This window comes from Bacteroides sp. RTP21281st1_H5_RTP21281_210402 (genome assembly GCF_040918965.1).
Classification (GTDB): domain Bacteria; phylum Bacteroidota; class Bacteroidia; order Bacteroidales; family Bacteroidaceae; genus Bacteroides; species Bacteroides congonensis.
In genome coordinates this window covers 9907-28569 of record NZ_JBCOWR010000010.1, presented here as the reverse complement: position 1 = coordinate 28569, position 18663 = coordinate 9907, and the positions used below count along the sequence as shown (strand labels likewise).

Below are 18663 nucleotides of genomic sequence, written 5' to 3'. Positions count from 1 at the left end.
CCGATGGCTTCCTTCCGTTTCACAAAGTTAAAAATCACCGCCGGTTACACCTTGTTACTGGCAATACTTCTTTTTTCTTTGGTGTTTGTACATCGGGAGATGGAAACCTTGTCGGCTGCGGATGACCAGCAGAACCTGCGGACGGACAGCCTTCTGGCTCTTCTCCATGAGAAGGATCAGAATACAATTCAGATGTTACGGGTGTTGAGCGAAGCAAACGACAGCCTTCTTTCCGCTTCAGAAATCGAAGAAATCATATCCGAACAAGACTCTATCATTGTTCAGCAACGGGTGCAACATCGCGTCATAACCAAACGTGATTCTTTGATAACCACCCCTAAAAAGAAAGGTTTTTTCAAGCGGCTGTCGGAAGTATTTGTCCCTTCCAAACAGGACAGTGCCGTATTAGTCAACACATCACTGGAAATAGCCACAGATACCATTCTCGAACCGACTTCTTCAAAAGACTCCCTGCAACAGAAAATCCGCATGGCTACGGAAGAGAAACGGCTGCAACGCAGAAAAACAATCCGCCGCACCAGTACGAAGTACCAGCGGATGAATACTCAGTTGACAGCCCGGATGGATACCCTGATAAAACAATACGAGGAAGAGATGACCTTACGTGCCCGTCAGGATGCCGAACTCCAACAGGAAGTGCGAATGCGTTCGGCGCGTATCATTGCCGGCATTGCCATTGGTGCCGTATTGCTGTCCGCCTTTTTCCTGATATTGATTATGCGGGATATCTCCCGTAGCAACCGCTATCGCCGTGAACTTGAAATAGCCAACAGGCGGGCGGAAGACCTGCTCGTCGCCCGTGAGAAACTGATGCTTGCCATCACTCATGACTTTAAAGCGCCGCTGGGCTCTATCATGGGATATACCGAACTTCTGTCCCGACTGACCGAGGACGAACGCCAGCGCTTCTATCTCGATAATATGAAAAGTTCTTCGGAACATTTGTTGAAACTGGTAAGTGACTTGCTCGACTTCCATCGGCTCGACCTCAATAAAGCGGAAGTGAACCGTGTCACCTTTAATCCTTCCCAACTCTTTGATGAAATCTATGTCAGTTTCGAACCATTGACCGCTGCCAAAGGACTGACTTTGCAATGTCACGTAGCTTCGGAATTAAACGGAAAATATATCAGCGACCCTCTGCGACTCCGGCAAATCGTGAATAATCTTGTATCCAACGCCGTAAAATTCACACAGAAAGGCGAAATCACGCTCACGGCCACTTATGAATCCTCTAAACTGACAATAGCCATTGCAGACACCGGAAAAGGGATGGCAACAGAAGACCGTGAACGCATCTTCCAGGAATTTACACGTCTTTCCGGTGCGCAAGGAGAAGAAGGTTTCGGGCTCGGCTTGTCCATCGTGAAAAAACTGGTTACTTTGCTCGAAGGAAAAATCAGCGTAGAAAGCACATTAGGTGAGGGGAGTTGCTTCACCGTCGTTTTGCCGCTTTATCCGATTGGAGAATCCATCATGGAAAGTAAACCATCATCCGAAAGCGAAACTATGGATATGGACGAAGGGGCGATTGTCGTTCCTTCGATGAAAGTAATCCGAGTCCTTTTGATTGACGATGATAAAATCCAGCTTAGTCTGACAGCCGCCATGTTGAAACAACACGGCATTGATGCGGTATGCTGCGAGCAACTCGAAGAGCTGATAGAACAACTCCGAACCTCAGTGTTCGACGTACTACTGACAGACATACAAATGCCGGCCATTAACGGCTTCGATTTAGTGAAACTGCTGCGTACATCTAACATACCGCAAGCAAAGACCATTCCTGTGATTGCCGTGACCGCCCGTAGCGAAATGGATAAGGCTGTCCTGCACGAACACGGCTTTGCCGGATGCCTGCATAAACCATTTACCGTGAAAGAACTACTGCTGACCGTCAACGAAGGACAGCTTTCGGCTGACGAAGCCCATATCACAGAAGACATGGGAAACACCGGAATAAACTTCTCCGCACTTACCGCCTATTCCGAAGATGATTCCGAAGCGGCCTGCTCTATCATTCAGACCTTCATAGAAGAAACCCAAAAAAATATTGAACGGATGCAGCAAGCCCTGGCCGATAAAGATACGGACGGAATAGCCGCTATGGCACATAAGTTGCTCCCCCTTCTCACACTGATAGGTGCATCCGAAGCCATAGCCCCTTTGAAATACCTGGAATCCTGTCGTGGAGAATCTTTCACGAGTGAGATAGGCGATGCAACGTCGACTACATTGTTAACAGTTTGTATGATAATCAGCGAAGCGGAAAGCTATTTGATGTCGATGAAAAACGTCGATTAGGCAGAAATATTCTACTCCTTAGCCAGTCACTATATCTTTCTTGCCGTTATCCAAACCTTTTCTCAAAATAAATTGTTTACTTTGTGTCACCTTATTTACACTGGCACATTTTTACATGAAACGAAAATGGATACGATGGGTAAGCTGGATACTGCTTACTCCTATAATACTCTTTGTAATACTAATGGTATTGCTTTACATTCCGCCCGTACAGAATCTTTTGCGTCGGGAGGTAACTGCTTATGCATCAAAAGCAACCGGAATGCAGATTCAGGTGGAACGGATCGACCTTCGTTTTCCGCTCAATCTATTGGTACGTGGCGTGGAAGTCATTCAGCAGCCGGACACACTCTTGTCTTTGGAAAGTCTGAATGTACGTGTGCAGGCATGGCCTCTCATCAAAGGAAAAGTCGAAGTAGACGAAGTGACCTTGAACCGGGTTGCCGTCAATTCTGCCAATATGATAGAAGGAATGCAGATACAAGGAGTTTTAGGACACTTTTTCTTGCAAAGTCACGGCGTTGACCTATCCAATGAAATAGCAGTCATCAACCAGGCGGAACTCTCCGACACCCACGTGCAACTGCTGATGAACGACACCACGACTACTCCGAAAGATACTACAGCTTCCGCCCCCATAAACTGGAAAGTAGACCTTCATCAACTGAAACTGAAAAACGTATCGTTCAGTATGCAACTTCCTGCTGACTCCATGCGGATGGCGGCACATATCGGCGAAGCAGCTATTGACGATGCCCGAGCCGACTTGAAAAATCAGTTCTATGGTTTGAAGAAGTTCCTGCTATCGGGCACTTCCGCCAGCTACGACACCGGAGCCGTCAAGCCCGTCGATGGTTTCGACGCTTCCCATATTGCCGTTCGTGATGTCCGCATCGGTCTTGACTCCTTATTATATAAGGGTAGGGATATGAACGCCATCATTCGTGAATTTACCATGAACGAACGTTCCGGACTAAGCATCACCTCACTGACAGGCAGGGCATACTCCAACGATTCAATCATTAGCATTCCCGGCTTGAAACTGCAAACTCCTCATTCCGAAATAGATTTATCCGCTAATACTTATTGGGAACTTGTCAATATCCCGACTACAGGACGCCTTTCTGCCAATCTCAATGCCTATATTGGCAAAGAAGATGTTATGCTATTCACCGGAGAACTGCCGGATAGCTTCAAAGAAGCCTATCCTTTCCGTCCCCTTGTTATCCGCGCTGGTACGGACGGCAACCTGAAAGAAATGCAGATTTCCCGTTTTACGGTTGACCTTCCGGGCGCATTCTCTTTAGAAGGCGGCGGTATCCTCGAAAACCTGGCTGACAGCATCACCCGTTCGGGAACCATCGGGCTGAAGATGATTACTCAAAACCTGAACTTCCTGACTGCTTTGTCCGGTGAAGCTCCTAATGGAACGATTGTCATCCCCGACAGCATGAACATGGTTGCCCAGGTTGACATCAAAGGCCCTGAATACAAAGCAAAACTGCACCTGAAAGAAGGACAAGGAGCAATGGATGTGAATGCTGCGCTAAACACAGCTACCGAAGTCTACAAAGCCGACCTGAAAATTGACAACCTTCAACTCCATAACTTCCTGCCGAAAGACTCTATTTACGAACTCTCTCTTTCGGCAACTGCCGATGGACGCGGCTTGGATATTATGTCTTATCACTCTTACGCCAAACTGGATTTGACGTTAGACCAGCTTCACTATGCCCAATACCATCTCTCCAATGTTAATCTGACGGGAGCTTTGAAAGGTGCATTAGTGACAGCTAATCTGACAAGTGATAATGCTCTGTTGAAAATGACGACAGATGCCGAATACAACCTGGCACACAGCTATCCCGACGGAAAAGTAACGGTTGACGTTACCCAACTCGATTTACACGAACTGGGACTGATGCCCGAACCGATGAAGCGCCCGCTCGCTTTCAATCTTTCTGCCGAAGCCCGTCAGAACCGTGTCTTTGCGCACCTGATATCAGGCGATATGAAACTCAACCTGAGTGCCTGTTCCGGTGTTAATCCTTTGATTCGTCAGTCTACCCATTTCGTAGATGTATTGATGAAGCAGATAGAAGAAAAGGCCTTGAACCATGCCGAACTGCGCGAGGCATTGCCGACAGCCATTCTCTCTTTCTCCGCAGGAAAAGAGAATCCGTTGGCCTATTTCCTGGCTACCAAGAACATATCTTATCATGATGCTTCCATGAAATTCGGCACAGCTCCCGATTGGGGAATCAACGGTAAGGCTGCCATACATGCATTGAAAATGGACACGTTACAACTGGATACCATCTTCTTCACCGTCAAACAAGATACCACGCTTATGAAGCTGCGTGCCGGAGTGATAAACGGGCCGAAGAACCCTCAATTCTCTTTCTCCACCACTCTGACAGGAGAAATCCGTGACCGTGACGCAGAATTACTGGTAGATTACAAAAACGGCAAAGGAGAAACAGGCGTATTATTGGGTGTCAACGCCCGTCCTCTTTTCGAAGGACAGGGCAGGGGGAATGGAATAGCTTTTACGCTGATTCCGGAAAATCCGATTGTCGCCTTCCAGAAGTTCCATTTCAACGAGAATCACAACTGGATATACCTGCATAAGAATATGCGTGTATATGCCAACGTGGATATGTGGGATGAGGAAGGAATGGGATTTCGAGTTCATTCTGTGCAAGGAGATACGGTATCTTTGCAGAATATAGACGTTGAAATACGAAGAATCCGTCTGCAAGAGATAACGAGTGTATTGCCTTATTTCCCCGAAATAACCGGATTGTTCTCGTTAGAAGCTCATTATATACAGACAGAAAAGGATTTGCAACTCTCAGCTGAGGCGTCTATTAATGAATTGACCTATGAACGCCAACGTATCGGTGACGTTGCATTGGGCGCTACCTGGTTGCCCGGCGAACAGGGAAAACAATATCTGAATGCTTACTTGAATCATGACCAGGTGGAAGTACTGGTAGCGGATGGAAAACTGCTTCCCACCCGGACGGGTAAAGACAGCCTGGAAGTGAATACGACACTGGAACATTTCCCGCTCCGGGTAGCCAATGTATTTATTCCCGACCAGATGGTCACCTTGTCCGGCGATATGGATGGTAATCTGAACATCACGGGCAGCACGGAGCAGCCTTTGATAAACGGCGAACTGATACTGGATAGCGTTGCTGTCCTTTCCCGCCAGTATGGTGCCCGTTTCATGTTTGACAATCGTCCTGTGCAGATAAAAAATAACCGGCTGTTATTTGATAAATTCGCTATCTACACTACATCGAAGAATCCGTTTACCATTGACGGCTATGTAGACTTCCGTGATATGAGCCGTCCGATGGCAAACCTGAATATGCTGGCACAGAACTATACCTTGCTGGATGCCAAACGCACCCGTGAAAGCTTGGTTTATGGTAAAGTATTCGCCGATTTCCGTGCAACGGTGAAAGGGCCTTTGGATGGGCTTAATATGCGTGGAAACGTAAGCCTGTTAGGTAATACCGACGTCTCGTATGTCTTGACCGACTCGCCATTAACCGTACAAGACCGCTTGGGAAGCCTTGTGACCTTCACCTCATTCAGTGACACCACGACCGTTGTCCGCCAGGAAGTGCCGACCGTCTCGTTAGGCGGACTGGATATGGCGATGATGGTGCATATCGACCCGTCCGTCCGGGTAAAAGTCGATTTGGACGCAAGCAATGACAACCGCATCGAATTGGAAGGCGGCGGTGACCTCTCCATGAAATACACTCCGCAAGGTGACCTGACCCTGACCGGACGTTACACCTTGAGTGGCGGTCTGATGAAATACGCTCTGCCGGTAATTGCGGCAAAAGAATTTGCCATTGACAACGGCAGCTATGTGGAATGGACGGGAAATCCGATGGATCCAATGCTGAACTTCAAGGCGACCGACCGCATCCGTGCGTCCGTATCCGAAGGCGAGAACGGCGGAAGCCGCATGGTCAACTTCGACGTCTCCGTCGTAGTCAAGAACCGTTTGGATAATCTTTCGTTTGCATTCGATGTGTCAGCTCCCGAAGATGCGACTGTACAAAATGAACTGACTGCTATGGGTGCCGAAGAACGCGGTAAACAAGCACTATATATCATGGTAATGAAAACTTACCTCGGCACCGGGCCGATTGGCGGTGGCGGCGGTGGACTCGGTAAACTGAACATGGGTTCCGCCCTGACTTCCGTATTGAGCAGCCAGATTAACTCATTGATGGGTAACCTGAAAAATGCAAGTCTCTCTGTCGGTGTCGAAGACCATGATAACTCGGATACGGGTGGCAAGCGTACGGATTATAGTTTCCGTTATTCGCAACGTCTCTTCAATAACCGTTTCCAGATTGTGATTGGCGGGAAGGTATCAACAGGCGAGAATGCGGCGAACGATGCCGAATCCTTTATCGATAATATCTCTCTGGAATACCGTTTGGATAGGACAGGGACACGCTACGTCCGTCTGTTCTATGACAAGAACTACGAGAGTGTGCTCGAAGGCGAGATTACGGAAACCGGAGTCGGTCTGGTACTTCGCAAGAAACTGGATAAGCTCAGTGAACTGTTCATCTTTAAGAAAAAGAAGTAAGCATGAAAAGTATATATAGTAACATAGTAGTAATAAGTCTGATTGGTATCATCCTGTTTTCCGGCTGTTCGGTGACAAAGCATCTGCCCGAAGGGGAAGTGCTTTATACCGGTAGTAAAACTGTTGTAGAGAATAAATCGACTACACCGGTAGGTGTGACAGCTCTGACTGAAATTAATGCCGCTCTCGACAAAACTCCCAGTACGAAAATGTTCGGCGGATTTCTGCCCATCCCTTTCAAAATGTGGATGTACAACGATTTCGTGAAATACAAAAAAGGCTTCGGCAAGTGGATGTTCAACCGCTTTGCCGCCAATCCGCCTGTCTTTATCTCTACCGTCAATCCGGATGTCCGCATCAAAGTAACAACCAACCTGTTGCGTGATTATGGCTATTTCAACGGAAAAGTGACTTACCAAACACTGGTCGACAAGAAAGACAGTCTGAAAGCAAGTATCGTCTATACGGTAGATATGAAGAATCCCTACTTCATTGATACGGTTTATTATCAGCGTTTCACCCCTCAAACCCTACGGATTATGGAGCACGGACGCCGGATGTCCTATATAAGTCCCGGCGAACAGTTCAGCGTGGTAGACCTGGACGAAGAACGTACCCGCATCAGCACGCTGCTGCGTAACCGCGGATATTTTTATTTCCGTCCCGACTATATGACATACCAGGCAGATACAACCTTGATTCCCGGCGGACATATCAGCCTGCGCTTGATTCCCGTTCCGGGATTACCCGCTGCTGCACAACGTCCCTATTATGTAGGCGATGCGTCTGTCTATCTGTTTGGAAAGAACGGCGAAGCCCCGAACGACAGTATGCTATACAAGAACCTTAGTATTCACTATTACAATAAATTACAGGTTCGTCCCAATATGCTCTACCGTTGGCTGAATTATCAGCAATTTGTGCGTAATGCCCAAATGCGCGCTTCCAACCGCACCCGCCTTTACAGCCAGTATCGTCAGGAGCAGGTACAGGAGAAACTTAGCCAACTGGGAATATTCAGCTATATGGACATACAATACGCTCCCAAAGATACGACAGCCCTCTGCGATACATTGGATATTACGATGCAGGCCACTTTCGCCAAACCGCTGGATGCCGAACTGGAACTTAATGTAGTAACCAAAAGTAACGACCAGACCGGTCCCGGTGCCTCATTCGGAGTCACCCGTAACAACGTATTCGGTGGTGGAGAAAGCTGGAACGTAAAACTGAAAGGCTCTTATGAATGGCAAACCGGTGGCGGAAACAAAAGTTCGTTAATGAACAGTTGGGAAATGGGGCTTTCCACATCTCTCACCTTCCCGAGAGTCGTATTCCCCCGCCTGGGTAAAATGGAATTTGACTTCCCGGCTACCACTACATTCCGCCTATACGTCGACCAGTTGAACCGTGCCAAGTATTACAAACTATTGTCATTCGGTGGAAACGCAACCTATGATTTCCAACCGACCCGCACAAGCCGTCATAGCATTACGCCTTTCAAACTGACGTTTAATGTCTTACAGCATCGTACGAAAGAATTCCAGGAAATAGCCGCTGCCAATCCTGCGCTATATATCAGCTTGGACAACCAATTTATCCCGGCCATGGAATACACATACACCTATGACAACGCTTCGGTACGCCGGGTAAAGAATCCTATTTGGTGGCAATCCACTGTTACTTCTGCCGGAAACTTGACATCTACCATCTACCGTGCTTTTGGCCGTCCGTACGATGAAGAAGGGAAAAAGCTTCTGGGTGCGCCGTTCTCCCAATTTATGAAATTCAACACCGAATTCCGCCATTTATGGAATATGGATAAGAATAATAAGATTGCTTCCCGCGTAGCACTGGGTGCTCTCTTCTCTTATGGTAATTCCACCATAGCCCCATATAGCGAACAATTCTACGTAGGTGGTGCCAACAGTATCCGTGCCTTCACGGTACGTAGCATCGGACCGGGTGGATACCATCCTGAAGAAAGCCGGTATTCCTATCTTGACCAGACAGGAACTTTCCGCTTCGAAGCGAATGTGGAATATCGTTTCCGCATCTTCAAGAGCATCTGGGGAGCCACCTTCCTCGATGCAGGAAACGTCTGGCTGATGCGTAAGGATGAGGCTCGCCCCAATTCGCAGCTCCGCCTGAAAACTTTCCCGAAACAGATCGCTTTGGGCACGGGGCTCGGTGTCCGCTACGACATGGATATCCTCGTCTTCCGTCTCGACTTCGGTATTCCTTTACATCTGCCGTATGACACGGAACGGAGCGGTTATTACAATGTCACCGGAGCTTTCTTCAAGAATCTGGGAATACATTTTGCTATCGGTTACCCCTTCTAGTGAATGATTTTTGTACGCTTTTAGTGAATAATGATTGATATTTGTCCTGTCGGTATCAACTATTTTTGTAAATTTGCACCGAAATCTGATGCCGTTGACATCACTAACCTTTTAATATTACACAATTTATGAAACCAACTTTATTCTTATTGGCAGCCGGTATGGGCAGCCGTTATGGAGGCTTGAAACAATTGGATGGTCTGGGCCCTAATGGCGAAACTATTATGGATTACTCTATCTATGATGCTATCAATGCCGGATTTGGCAAGCTTGTATTTGTAATCCGCAAAGATTTTGAACAAGATTTCCGTGATAAAATTATTTCCAAATACGAAGGCCACATTCCTTGCGAACTGGTATTCCAGTCTATCGACGATCTTCCCGAAGGCTTCACTTGCCCGGCAGACCGCACCAAACCTTGGGGTACTAACCATGCGGTGATGATGGGTGCCGATGTGATTAAAGAACCGTTTGCGGTAATCAACTGCGATGACTTCTACGGTCGTGACTCTTTCCAGGTAATGGGTAAATTCCTTTCCGCTCTTCCTGAAAATTCAAAGAACGTTTACTCAATGGTAGGTTTCCGTGTAGGAAATACATTAAGTGAGAGCGGTACAGTATCCCGTGGTATTTGTAGTACAGATGCTAAAGGTCTGTTGACTTCTGTCGTAGAACGTACAAAAATTCAACGTCTTGACGGCGAAGTGAAATACATTGACGACAACGGTGAATGGACTGCTACTCCCGACACTACTTCGGTAAGTATGAACTTCTGGGGCTTCACTCCTGATTACTTTGCATACAGCGAAGAGTTTTTCAAAACTTTCCTGAGTGACCCGAAGAACATGGAAAACCTGAAGAGCGAATTCTTCATCCCGTTGATGGTGGATAAATTGATTAATGACGGAACTGCGACAGTAGAAGTTCTTGATACTACCAGCAAATGGTTCGGTGTTACTTATCCGGAAGACCGTCAGAGCGTAGTAGACAAGATTCAGGCATTGGTAGATGCCGGTGAATATCCTGCTAAGTTGTTCTGATTAAGAAAATATTGAAATAAGGCGTAGGCTATGCAATTTAATGCATATCTACGCCTTTTTTGTGTCCTTACTATTAAATTCCATCGTCCCGGAAGCAGCTAATTCCGTTTGGATGCGTTATCTTTGCAGTCCAAAATCTTATAAATCAGAGACAGAAGTGATTTCAGTAGAAGGATTATCAGTAGAATTTAATGCGACGCCGCTTTTTTCGGATGTCAGTTATGTCATTAATAAGAAAGACCGTATTGCGTTGGTCGGCAAGAATGGTGCGGGTAAATCCACCATGCTTAAAATATTGGCGGGCTTACAGTCGCCGACACATGGAGTCGTAGCTACTCCGAAAGATGTTACCATCGGATATTTGCCACAGGTCATGATTCTCTCCGACAACCGGACGGTGATGGGAGAGGCGGAACTGGCATTTGAACATATATTTGAACTTCAGGCGAAGTTGGAACGGATGAATCAGGAACTTGCTGAGCGGACAGACTATGATTCGGAAGAATATCACCAATTGATAGACCGCTTCACCCACGAGAACGACCGCTACTTGATGATGGGGGGCACAAACTACCAGGCAGAAATCGAACGCACACTCCTCGGACTCGGCTTCAGCCGGGAAGACTTTGAACGTCCCACTTCCGAATTCTCCGGTGGATGGCGTATGCGTATCGAATTGGCAAAACTGCTGCTTCGTCGTCCGGATGTACTCCTGCTCGACGAGCCGACCAACCACCTTGATATTGAAAGTATCCAATGGTTGGAAAATTTCCTGGCAACCCGTGCCAATGCAGTTGTGTTAGTCAGCCATGACCGTGCTTTCCTTAATAATGTGACTACCCGTACGATTGAGATTACTTGTGGGCAGATTTATGACTATAAGGTGAAATATGACGAGTTTGTCGTTTTGCGCAAGGAACGTCGCGAACAGCAACTTCGTGCCTACGAAAACCAACAGAAACAGATACAGGACACGGAAGATTTTATCGAACGCTTCCGCTATAAGGCTACCAAAGCCGTACAAGTGCAAAGTCGTATCAAGCAACTGGAAAAGATAGACCGCATCGAAGTGGACGAAGAAGACAACTCCGCATTGCGTTTGAAATTTCCGCCTGCCAGTCGTAGCGGAAACTATCCCGTTATCTGTGAAGACGTGCGCAAAGCCTATGGTGACCACGTCGTTTTCCATGACGTGAACCTCACCATCAACCGGGGCGAAAAAGTCGCATTTGTCGGTAAGAACGGTGAAGGTAAGTCTACTTTGGTAAAATGCATCATGGGAGAGATTGACTTTGACGGCAAGCTCACCATCGGTCACAATGTCCAAATCGGCTATTTCGCACAGAACCAAGCCCAGATGCTGGATGAAAACCTGACCGTATTCGATACCATCGACCGTGTAGCCACAGGAGACATCCGTTTGAAGATACGGGATATACTGGGCGCTTTCATGTTCGGCGGCGAAGCCTCGGACAAAAAGGTGAAAGTCCTCTCCGGCGGTGAACGTACCCGACTGGCAATGATTAAGCTGCTTCTCGAACCTGTCAACTTCCTGATTCTCGACGAACCGACCAACCATTTGGATATGCGTTCAAAAGATGTATTGAAGGAAGCCATCCGCGAATTTGACGGAACAGTCATTCTTGTCAGCCACGACCGTGATTTTTTGGACGGGCTTGCGACTAAAGTATATGAGTTCGGTGGTGGAGTAGTGAAAGAACACCTTAGTGGCATCTATGAATTCTTGCAAAAGAAAAAGATAGACAGCCTGAACGAACTTCAGAAAGGAGCGTCGTTATCGTCTTCTCCTACGGCTTCTGCTAAAGGGACTGAACAGGAGTCGGCGCAGCCTTCAGAGAACAAACTCTCTTATGAAGCGCAGAAGGAACTGAATAAGAAAGTGAAGAAACTCGAACGGCAGGTAGCGGATTGTGAAACCTCGATAGAAGAAACCGAGTCAGCGATTGCCATAGTTGAAGAGAAAATGGCAACTCCTGAAGGAGCTTCAGACATGAAACTGTATGAACATCATCAGAAACTGAAACAGCAGTTGGATACCATCGTCGAAGAGTGGGAGCGTGTTTCGATGGAGCTGGAAGAAGTGAAAGGCTAGAACAAAACAACGGGTGTTAAACGTTATATATAATGAACCTGTAACTTTGACACCAAATAGCATGATAATTCTATAATTATTATATTGAATATGAAAGTAACCAAGTATTTACCAATTCTTGCCGTATGCCTTATGACAACAGGATGTAACAGTAAGAAAGAGGCCGTGCTGACGTCCGGTATCGACCTTGCTAATCTGGATACCACGGCTATGCCGGGTACAAGTTTTTATCAATACGCTTGTGGCGGTTGGGTGAAAGACCATCCGTTGACGGACGAGTACTCCCGTTTCGGAACATTCGACATGTTGCGTGAAAACAGCCGTGAACAACTGAAAGCCTTGATTGCCGAACTGGCTTCAAAGACAGACAATGCTCCGGGCAGTGCCGCTCAAAAAGTGGGTGACCTTTACAACATCGCAATGGACAGCGTGAAACTGAACCAGGAAGGTGTAGCTCCGATTAAAGCCGAACTGGAAGCTATCGACGCGCTCAAAGATAAGAAAGATATCTACGCATACATCGCCGAAAGCCAGAAGAAAGGCATCCGCCCTTACTTCACCATGTTCGTAAGCGCCGATGATATGAACAGCTCCATGAATATGGTGCAGACCTACCAGGGCGGTATCGGAATGGGACAACGCGACTATTACCTTGAAGATGACGAACAGACTGCAAATATCCGCAACAAATATCAGGAACACATCGCCAAGATGTTCCAGTTGGCAGGCTATGATGAAGCTACCGCACAAAAAGCGGTAAAAGCCGTGATGAACATCGAAACCCGCCTTGCCAAAGCAGCCCGTTCACAGGTAGAACTGCGTGACCCTCATGCCAACTACAACAAGATGGACATGGAAACGCTGAAAAAGAACTTCCCGACTTTCGATTGGGATACATATTTCACTATCTCCGGTTTGAAAGACCTCAAAGAAGTGAACATAGGTCAGCCTGCTGCCATGAAAGAAGTTGCCGATGTTATCAATACCGTACCATTGGAAGAACAGAAACTATATCTGCAATGGGGATTGATAGATGCCGCCGCTTCTTATCTGAGCGATGACTTCGAAGCTCAGAACTTCGACTTCTACAGCCGTACCATGTCCGGCAAAAAAGAAATGCAACCTCGTTGGAAACGTTCTGTAAGCACGGTAGACGGTGTACTCGGCGAAGTAGTAGGGCAGATGTACGTAGAAAAATACTTCCCCGCTGCTGCCAAAGAACGTATGGTCACACTGGTGAAGAACCTGCAAACTTCTTTGGGCGAACGCATCAAAGGACTGGAATGGATGAGCGAACCGACCAAAGAGAAAGCTTTGGAAAAACTGGCTACCTTCCATGTAAAAATCGGCTACCCGGACAAATGGAAAGATTACTCCGCACTGGAGATTAAAAACGATTCTTACTGGGCAAACATTGAACGTGCCAATCAATGGGATTACAATGAAATGATTGCCAAGGCCGGTAAGCCCGTCGACAAGGACGAATGGCTGATGACACCGCAGACTGTCAACGCATACTATAACCCGACTACGAACGAAATCTGCTTCCCCGCAGCCATCCTGCAACCGCCATTCTTTGATATGAATGCCGATGATGCCATGAACTACGGTGCTATCGGAGTCGTTATCGGACATGAAATGACCCACGGATTCGACGACCAGGGACGTCAATATGACAAAGACGGAAACCTGAAAGACTGGTGGACGGAAGAAGATGCCAAAAAGTTCGAAGAACGTGCCCAAGTGATGGTGAACTTCTTTGACAGTATTGAAGTTGCTCCGGGCGTACATGCCAACGGTGAACTGACTCTCGGTGAGAACATAGCCGACCATGGCGGTCTTCAAGTTTCCTACCAGGCTTTCAAGAACGCAACAGCGAACGCACCGCTCGAAACTGTTGACGGATTTACCCCCGAACAACGTTTCTTCCTTGCTTACGCTAATGTATGGGCGGGAAATATCCGTCCGGAAGAAATTCTCCGATTGACCAAACTCGACCCCCACTCATTGGGCAAATGGCGTGTAGACGGCGCGCTTCCTCAAATCGGAACATGGTACGAAGCATTCAACATTACCGAGCAAGACCCGATGTTCGTTCCTAAAGACAAACGCGTGTCTATTTGGTAATAGTTTTTGAATAGAAACCAGCTTTGCGAAGAAGCGTTGATTTTTCATATAGAAGAGTCAACGCTTTTTTTTATTAATTCACACCTTATTTATTACGTACGATGAACAATATTTCGTAACTTTGCGCATCAAATACTTAATAGGCAATTCAATGTCAGAATCTAAAAGAATAAAAACTGCACTGGTATCTGTATACCACAAAGAAGGTTTGGAAGAAATTATTACCAAACTTCATGAAGAAGGAGTAGAGTTTCTGTCAACAGGCGGAACTCGTCAGTTTATTGAATCATTGGGATATCCTTGTAAGGCGGTGGAAGATTTGACCACTTATCCTTCTATCCTCGGTGGTCGGGTAAAGACATTACATCCGAAAATCTTCGGAGGTATCCTTTGTCGCCGTGGACTGGAGCAGGATATGCAACAGATTGAGAAGTATGAAATCCCTGAAATAGATTTGGTAATTGTAGACTTGTATCCGTTTGAAGCTACCGTAGCTTCCGGCGCATCCGAAGCAGACATTATTGAAAAAATAGATATAGGCGGAATCTCATTGATTCGTGCCGCAGCCAAGAACTATAATGATGTTATCATCGTAGCTTCACAGGCTCAATACAAACCATTGCTGGATATGTTGATGGAACATGGCGCCACTTCTTCACTTGAAGAACGCCGTTGGATGGCAAAAGAAGCGTTTGCCGTTTCTTCCCACTATGATTCAGCTATCTTCAACTATTTCGATGCAGGCGAAGGCTCTGCTTTCCGTTGCTCGGTGAACAACCAAAAGCAACTCCGCTACGGTGAAAACCCGCATCAGAAAGGGTATTTCTATGGAAATCTGGAAGCTATGTTCGACCAGATTCACGGAAAGGAAATCTCTTACAACAACCTTCTCGACATCAACGCGGCGGTTGACCTGATCGACGAATTCGACGACCTCACTTTCGCTATCCTGAAGCACAACAATGCTTGCGGCCTGGCTTCACGCCCTACCGTACTGGATGCATGGAAAGACGCATTGGCAGGTGACCCTGTTTCTGCTTTCGGCGGCGTATTGATTACCAACGGTGTTATCGACAAGGAAGCAGCCGAAGAAATCAACAAGATTTTCTTCGAAGTGATTATCGCACCGGATTATGACGTGGATGCACTCGAAATCCTGGGACAGAAAAAGAACCGCATCATCCTCGTCCGTAAGGAAGCCAAATTGCCGAAGAAGCAATTCCGCGCCCTGCTGAACGGAGTATTGGTGCAGGATAAAGATACTAATATTGAAACGGTAGCCGACCTGAAAACCGTGACAGACAAAACTCCTACTCCCGAAGAAGTAGAAGATATGTTGTTTGCCAACAAAATCGTGAAGAACAGCAAGTCCAATGCCATCGTGTTGGCAAAAGGCAAGCAACTTCTCGCAAGCGGTGTAGGACAGACTTCACGTGTAGACGCATTGAAACAAGCAATTGAAAAAGCTAAATCATTCGGTTTCGACCTGAATGGTGCAGTGATGGCTTCGGATGCCTTCTTCCCGTTCCCCGACTGTGTGGAAATTGCGGATAAGGAAGGTGTTACGGCTGTTATCCAACCGGGAGGTTCGGTAAAAGACGACCTGTCATTCGCTTATTGCAATGAGCACGGTATGGCGATGGTTACTACCGGTATCCGTCATTTTAAACACTAATAATAAGAATAAAGAATGGGATTGTTTTCTTTTACACAAGAAATTGCGATGGACTTGGGCACAGCCAATACCATCATCATCACGAACGGAAAAATCGTGGTGGATGAGCCTTCGGTTGTAGCCTTGGATCGTCGTACGGATAAGATGATTGCCGTTGGGGAAAAGGCGAAGTTGATGCATGAAAAGACCCACGAAAACATACGCACTATCCGTCCGTTGAGAGACGGTGTGATTGCCGACTTCTATGCTTGCGAGCAGATGATGCGCGGATTGATTAAACGGGTAAATACCCGTAACCACTTATTTTCACCCTCTCTCCGCATGGTGATCGGCGTTCCTTCGGGAAGTACGGAAGTCGAACTCCGTGCCGTTCGTGACTCGGCCGAGCATGCCGGCGGACGTGATGTCTACTTGATTTTCGAACCGATGGCTGCGGCAATCGGTATCGGTATCGACGTAGAAGCACCGGAAGGAAACATGATCGTCGATATAGGTGGCGGGTCTACGGAAATTGCCGTTATCTCCCTGGGAGGTATCGTTTCCAACAACTCCATCCGTGTTGCCGGTGACGACCTGACCGAAGATATCCGCGAATACATGAGCCGTCAGCATAACGTGAAAGTCAGCGAGCGTATGGCGGAACGTATCAAGATAAACGTAGGCGCTGCCTTGACCGAACTGGGCGAAGGTGCTCCCGAAGATTATATTGTTCACGGCCCGAACCGTATCACAGCCCTTCCGATGGAAGTACCCGTATGCTATCAGGAAGTAGCCCACTGTCTGGAGAAATCAATCTCGAAGATTGAAACGGCTATCTTGAGCGCGTTGGAATGTACTCCGCCCGAACTTTACGCTGACATCGTGCACAATGGTATCTACCTTTCCGGTGGTGGCGCATTGCTTCGTGGACTGGACAAGAGACTGACTGACAAGATTAATATTCCTTTCCACATTGCGGAAGATCCTTTGCACGCTGTTGCCAAAGGTACAGGAGTTGCGTTAAAGAATGTAGACCGTTTCTCCTTCTTAATGAGATAAATCAGGGATGAGGAATTTAATAAACTTCCTTCTGAAATACAATTACTGGTTCCTCTTTATCATATTAGAGGTAGCCAGTTTTGTTTTGTTATTTCGGTTCAACCGCTATCAGCAGAGTACTTATTTTACTTCTGCCAATACGGTTGTGGGGGCGGTTTATGAAGTTTCGGGAGGAATTACCTCTTATTTTCATCTGAAATCGGTCAATGAAGACTTGTTGGATCGTAATATGTTGCTTGAGCAGCAAATCACGAACCTGGAGAAAGCCTTGAAAGAGCGTCAGGTCGATTCGGTGACTGTCAACAGTATCCGTCAGATGCCGCAGAATGATTATCAACTGTTCAAGGCGCATGTGATAAAGAACAGCCTGACACTGCCTGATAACTACATAACCCTTGATAAAGGTTCTTCTTCCGGCATCCGCCCCGAGATGGGAGTGGTAGACGGCAACGGAATTGTGGGTATTGTGTACGAGACGTCTCCTTCTTATTCGGTCGTGATTTCCGTATTGAACAGCAAGTCCAATATAAGTTGCAAGATTATAGGCAGTGATTACTTCGGTTATCTGAAGTGGGAGCATGGAGATTCGCGCTATGCCTATCTGAAAGACCTGCCCCGTCACGCGGAATTTAATTTGGGAGATACCGTAGTGACCAGTGGTTTCTCAACCGTATTCCCGGAAGGTATTATGGTGGGTACGGTAGATGATATGTCCGACTCCAACGACGGGCTGTCTTACCTGTTGAAGATAAAACTGGCTACCGATTTCGGTAAACTCGGTGATGTCCGTGTAGTAGCGCGCAACGGTCAGGAGGAACAGAAGAAACTTGAAAACAAGGCGACAAAAGAATGATTATCACCTATATACATAGAATCGGATGGTTTATCGGACTGGTACTTCTTCAGGTGCTTATCCTGAATAACGTACATATAGCGGGATATGCTACTCCCTTTCTCTATATTTACTTTATACTGAAGTTCAACTCCGGCACTTCGCGGAATGAACTGATGCTGTGGGCCTTCTTTTTCGGACTCACCATCGACGTGTTTGCCGATACTCCGGGGATGAATGCGGCTGCTACCGTGCTCCTCGCTTTCCTTCGTCCTTCCCTGCTGCGTCTGTTTACTCCCCGTGACAACCTGGATAGTTTCATTCCTTCTTTCAAGACGATGGGAATCACTCCTTTCCTTAAATATACTACTGCAAGTGTTTTTGTGCATAGTTTGGCATTACTCTCCATTGAGTTCTTCTCGTTTTCCGGCATTTGGCTGTTGCTGCTGCGGGTGTTACTTTGCACCATTCTGACTGTAACTTGTATTGTGGCTGTTGAAGGTATAAGGAAGTAAAGATGGCAAAAGATTATAGATTAGAG

10 protein-coding genes are annotated in these 18663 nt (G+C 46.9%); all 10 read left to right on the top strand.

Features of this window, described 5'->3' with window-relative positions:
* Positions 1 to 3: 3 nt before the first annotated feature.
* The 10 genes from AB5443_RS15265 (at position 4) to mreD (ending at position 18637) form a co-directional block, all read left to right on the top strand.
* The gene (locus tag AB5443_RS15265; protein ID WP_277131917.1) at positions 4 to 2325 is read left to right on the top strand and encodes a sensor histidine kinase; all 2322 of its coding nucleotides are present in this window, start codon (positions 4 to 6) and stop codon (positions 2323 to 2325) included.
* Positions 2326 to 2440: 115 nt separating this feature from the next.
* Entirely contained in the window at positions 2441 to 6952 is a 4512-nt protein-coding gene (locus AB5443_RS15260; protein ID WP_368114130.1) for a translocation/assembly module TamB domain-containing protein, read from the top strand.
* 2 nt (positions 6953 to 6954) lie between these two features.
* The gene (locus AB5443_RS15255) at positions 6955 to 9297 is read left to right on the top strand and encodes a BamA/TamA family outer membrane protein (RefSeq protein ID WP_277131913.1); all 2343 of its coding nucleotides are present in this window, start codon (positions 6955 to 6957) and stop codon (positions 9295 to 9297) included.
* Positions 9298 to 9425: 128 nt separating this feature from the next.
* The gene (locus AB5443_RS15250; RefSeq protein WP_368114131.1) at positions 9426 to 10337 is read left to right on the top strand and encodes an NDP-sugar synthase; all 912 of its coding nucleotides are present in this window, start codon (positions 9426 to 9428) and stop codon (positions 10335 to 10337) included.
* 157 nt (positions 10338 to 10494) lie between these two features.
* Positions 10495 to 12450 (top strand): ribosomal protection-like ABC-F family protein, encoded by a 1956-nt coding sequence (gene abc-f / locus AB5443_RS15245; protein ID WP_277132209.1) that lies wholly within the window; start codon positions 10495 to 10497, stop codon positions 12448 to 12450.
* Between the two features lie 90 nt (positions 12451 to 12540).
* Positions 12541 to 14577 (top strand): M13 family metallopeptidase, encoded by a 2037-nt coding sequence (locus AB5443_RS15240; RefSeq protein ID WP_195662903.1) that lies wholly within the window; start codon positions 12541 to 12543, stop codon positions 14575 to 14577.
* 151 nt (positions 14578 to 14728) lie between these two features.
* Positions 14729 to 16252: a bifunctional phosphoribosylaminoimidazolecarboxamide formyltransferase/IMP cyclohydrolase gene (gene purH, locus AB5443_RS15235; RefSeq protein WP_022138789.1), complete on the top strand. Its 1524-nt coding sequence runs from the start codon at positions 14729 to 14731 to the stop codon at positions 16250 to 16252.
* A 15-nt stretch (positions 16253 to 16267) separates the two neighbouring features.
* Entirely contained in the window at positions 16268 to 17290 is a 1023-nt protein-coding gene (locus AB5443_RS15230) for a rod shape-determining protein (RefSeq protein WP_022138790.1), read from the top strand.
* Between the two features lie 7 nt (positions 17291 to 17297).
* Positions 17298 to 18143 (top strand): rod shape-determining protein MreC, encoded by an 846-nt coding sequence (mreC, locus tag AB5443_RS15225; RefSeq protein WP_022138791.1) that lies wholly within the window; start codon positions 17298 to 17300, stop codon positions 18141 to 18143.
* The gene (gene mreD, locus AB5443_RS15220) at positions 18140 to 18637 is read left to right on the top strand and encodes a rod shape-determining protein MreD (RefSeq protein WP_022138792.1); all 498 of its coding nucleotides are present in this window, start codon (positions 18140 to 18142) and stop codon (positions 18635 to 18637) included. The genes mreC and mreD overlap by 4 nt, the downstream gene beginning before the upstream one ends.
* Positions 18638 to 18663 lie beyond the last annotated feature (26 nt).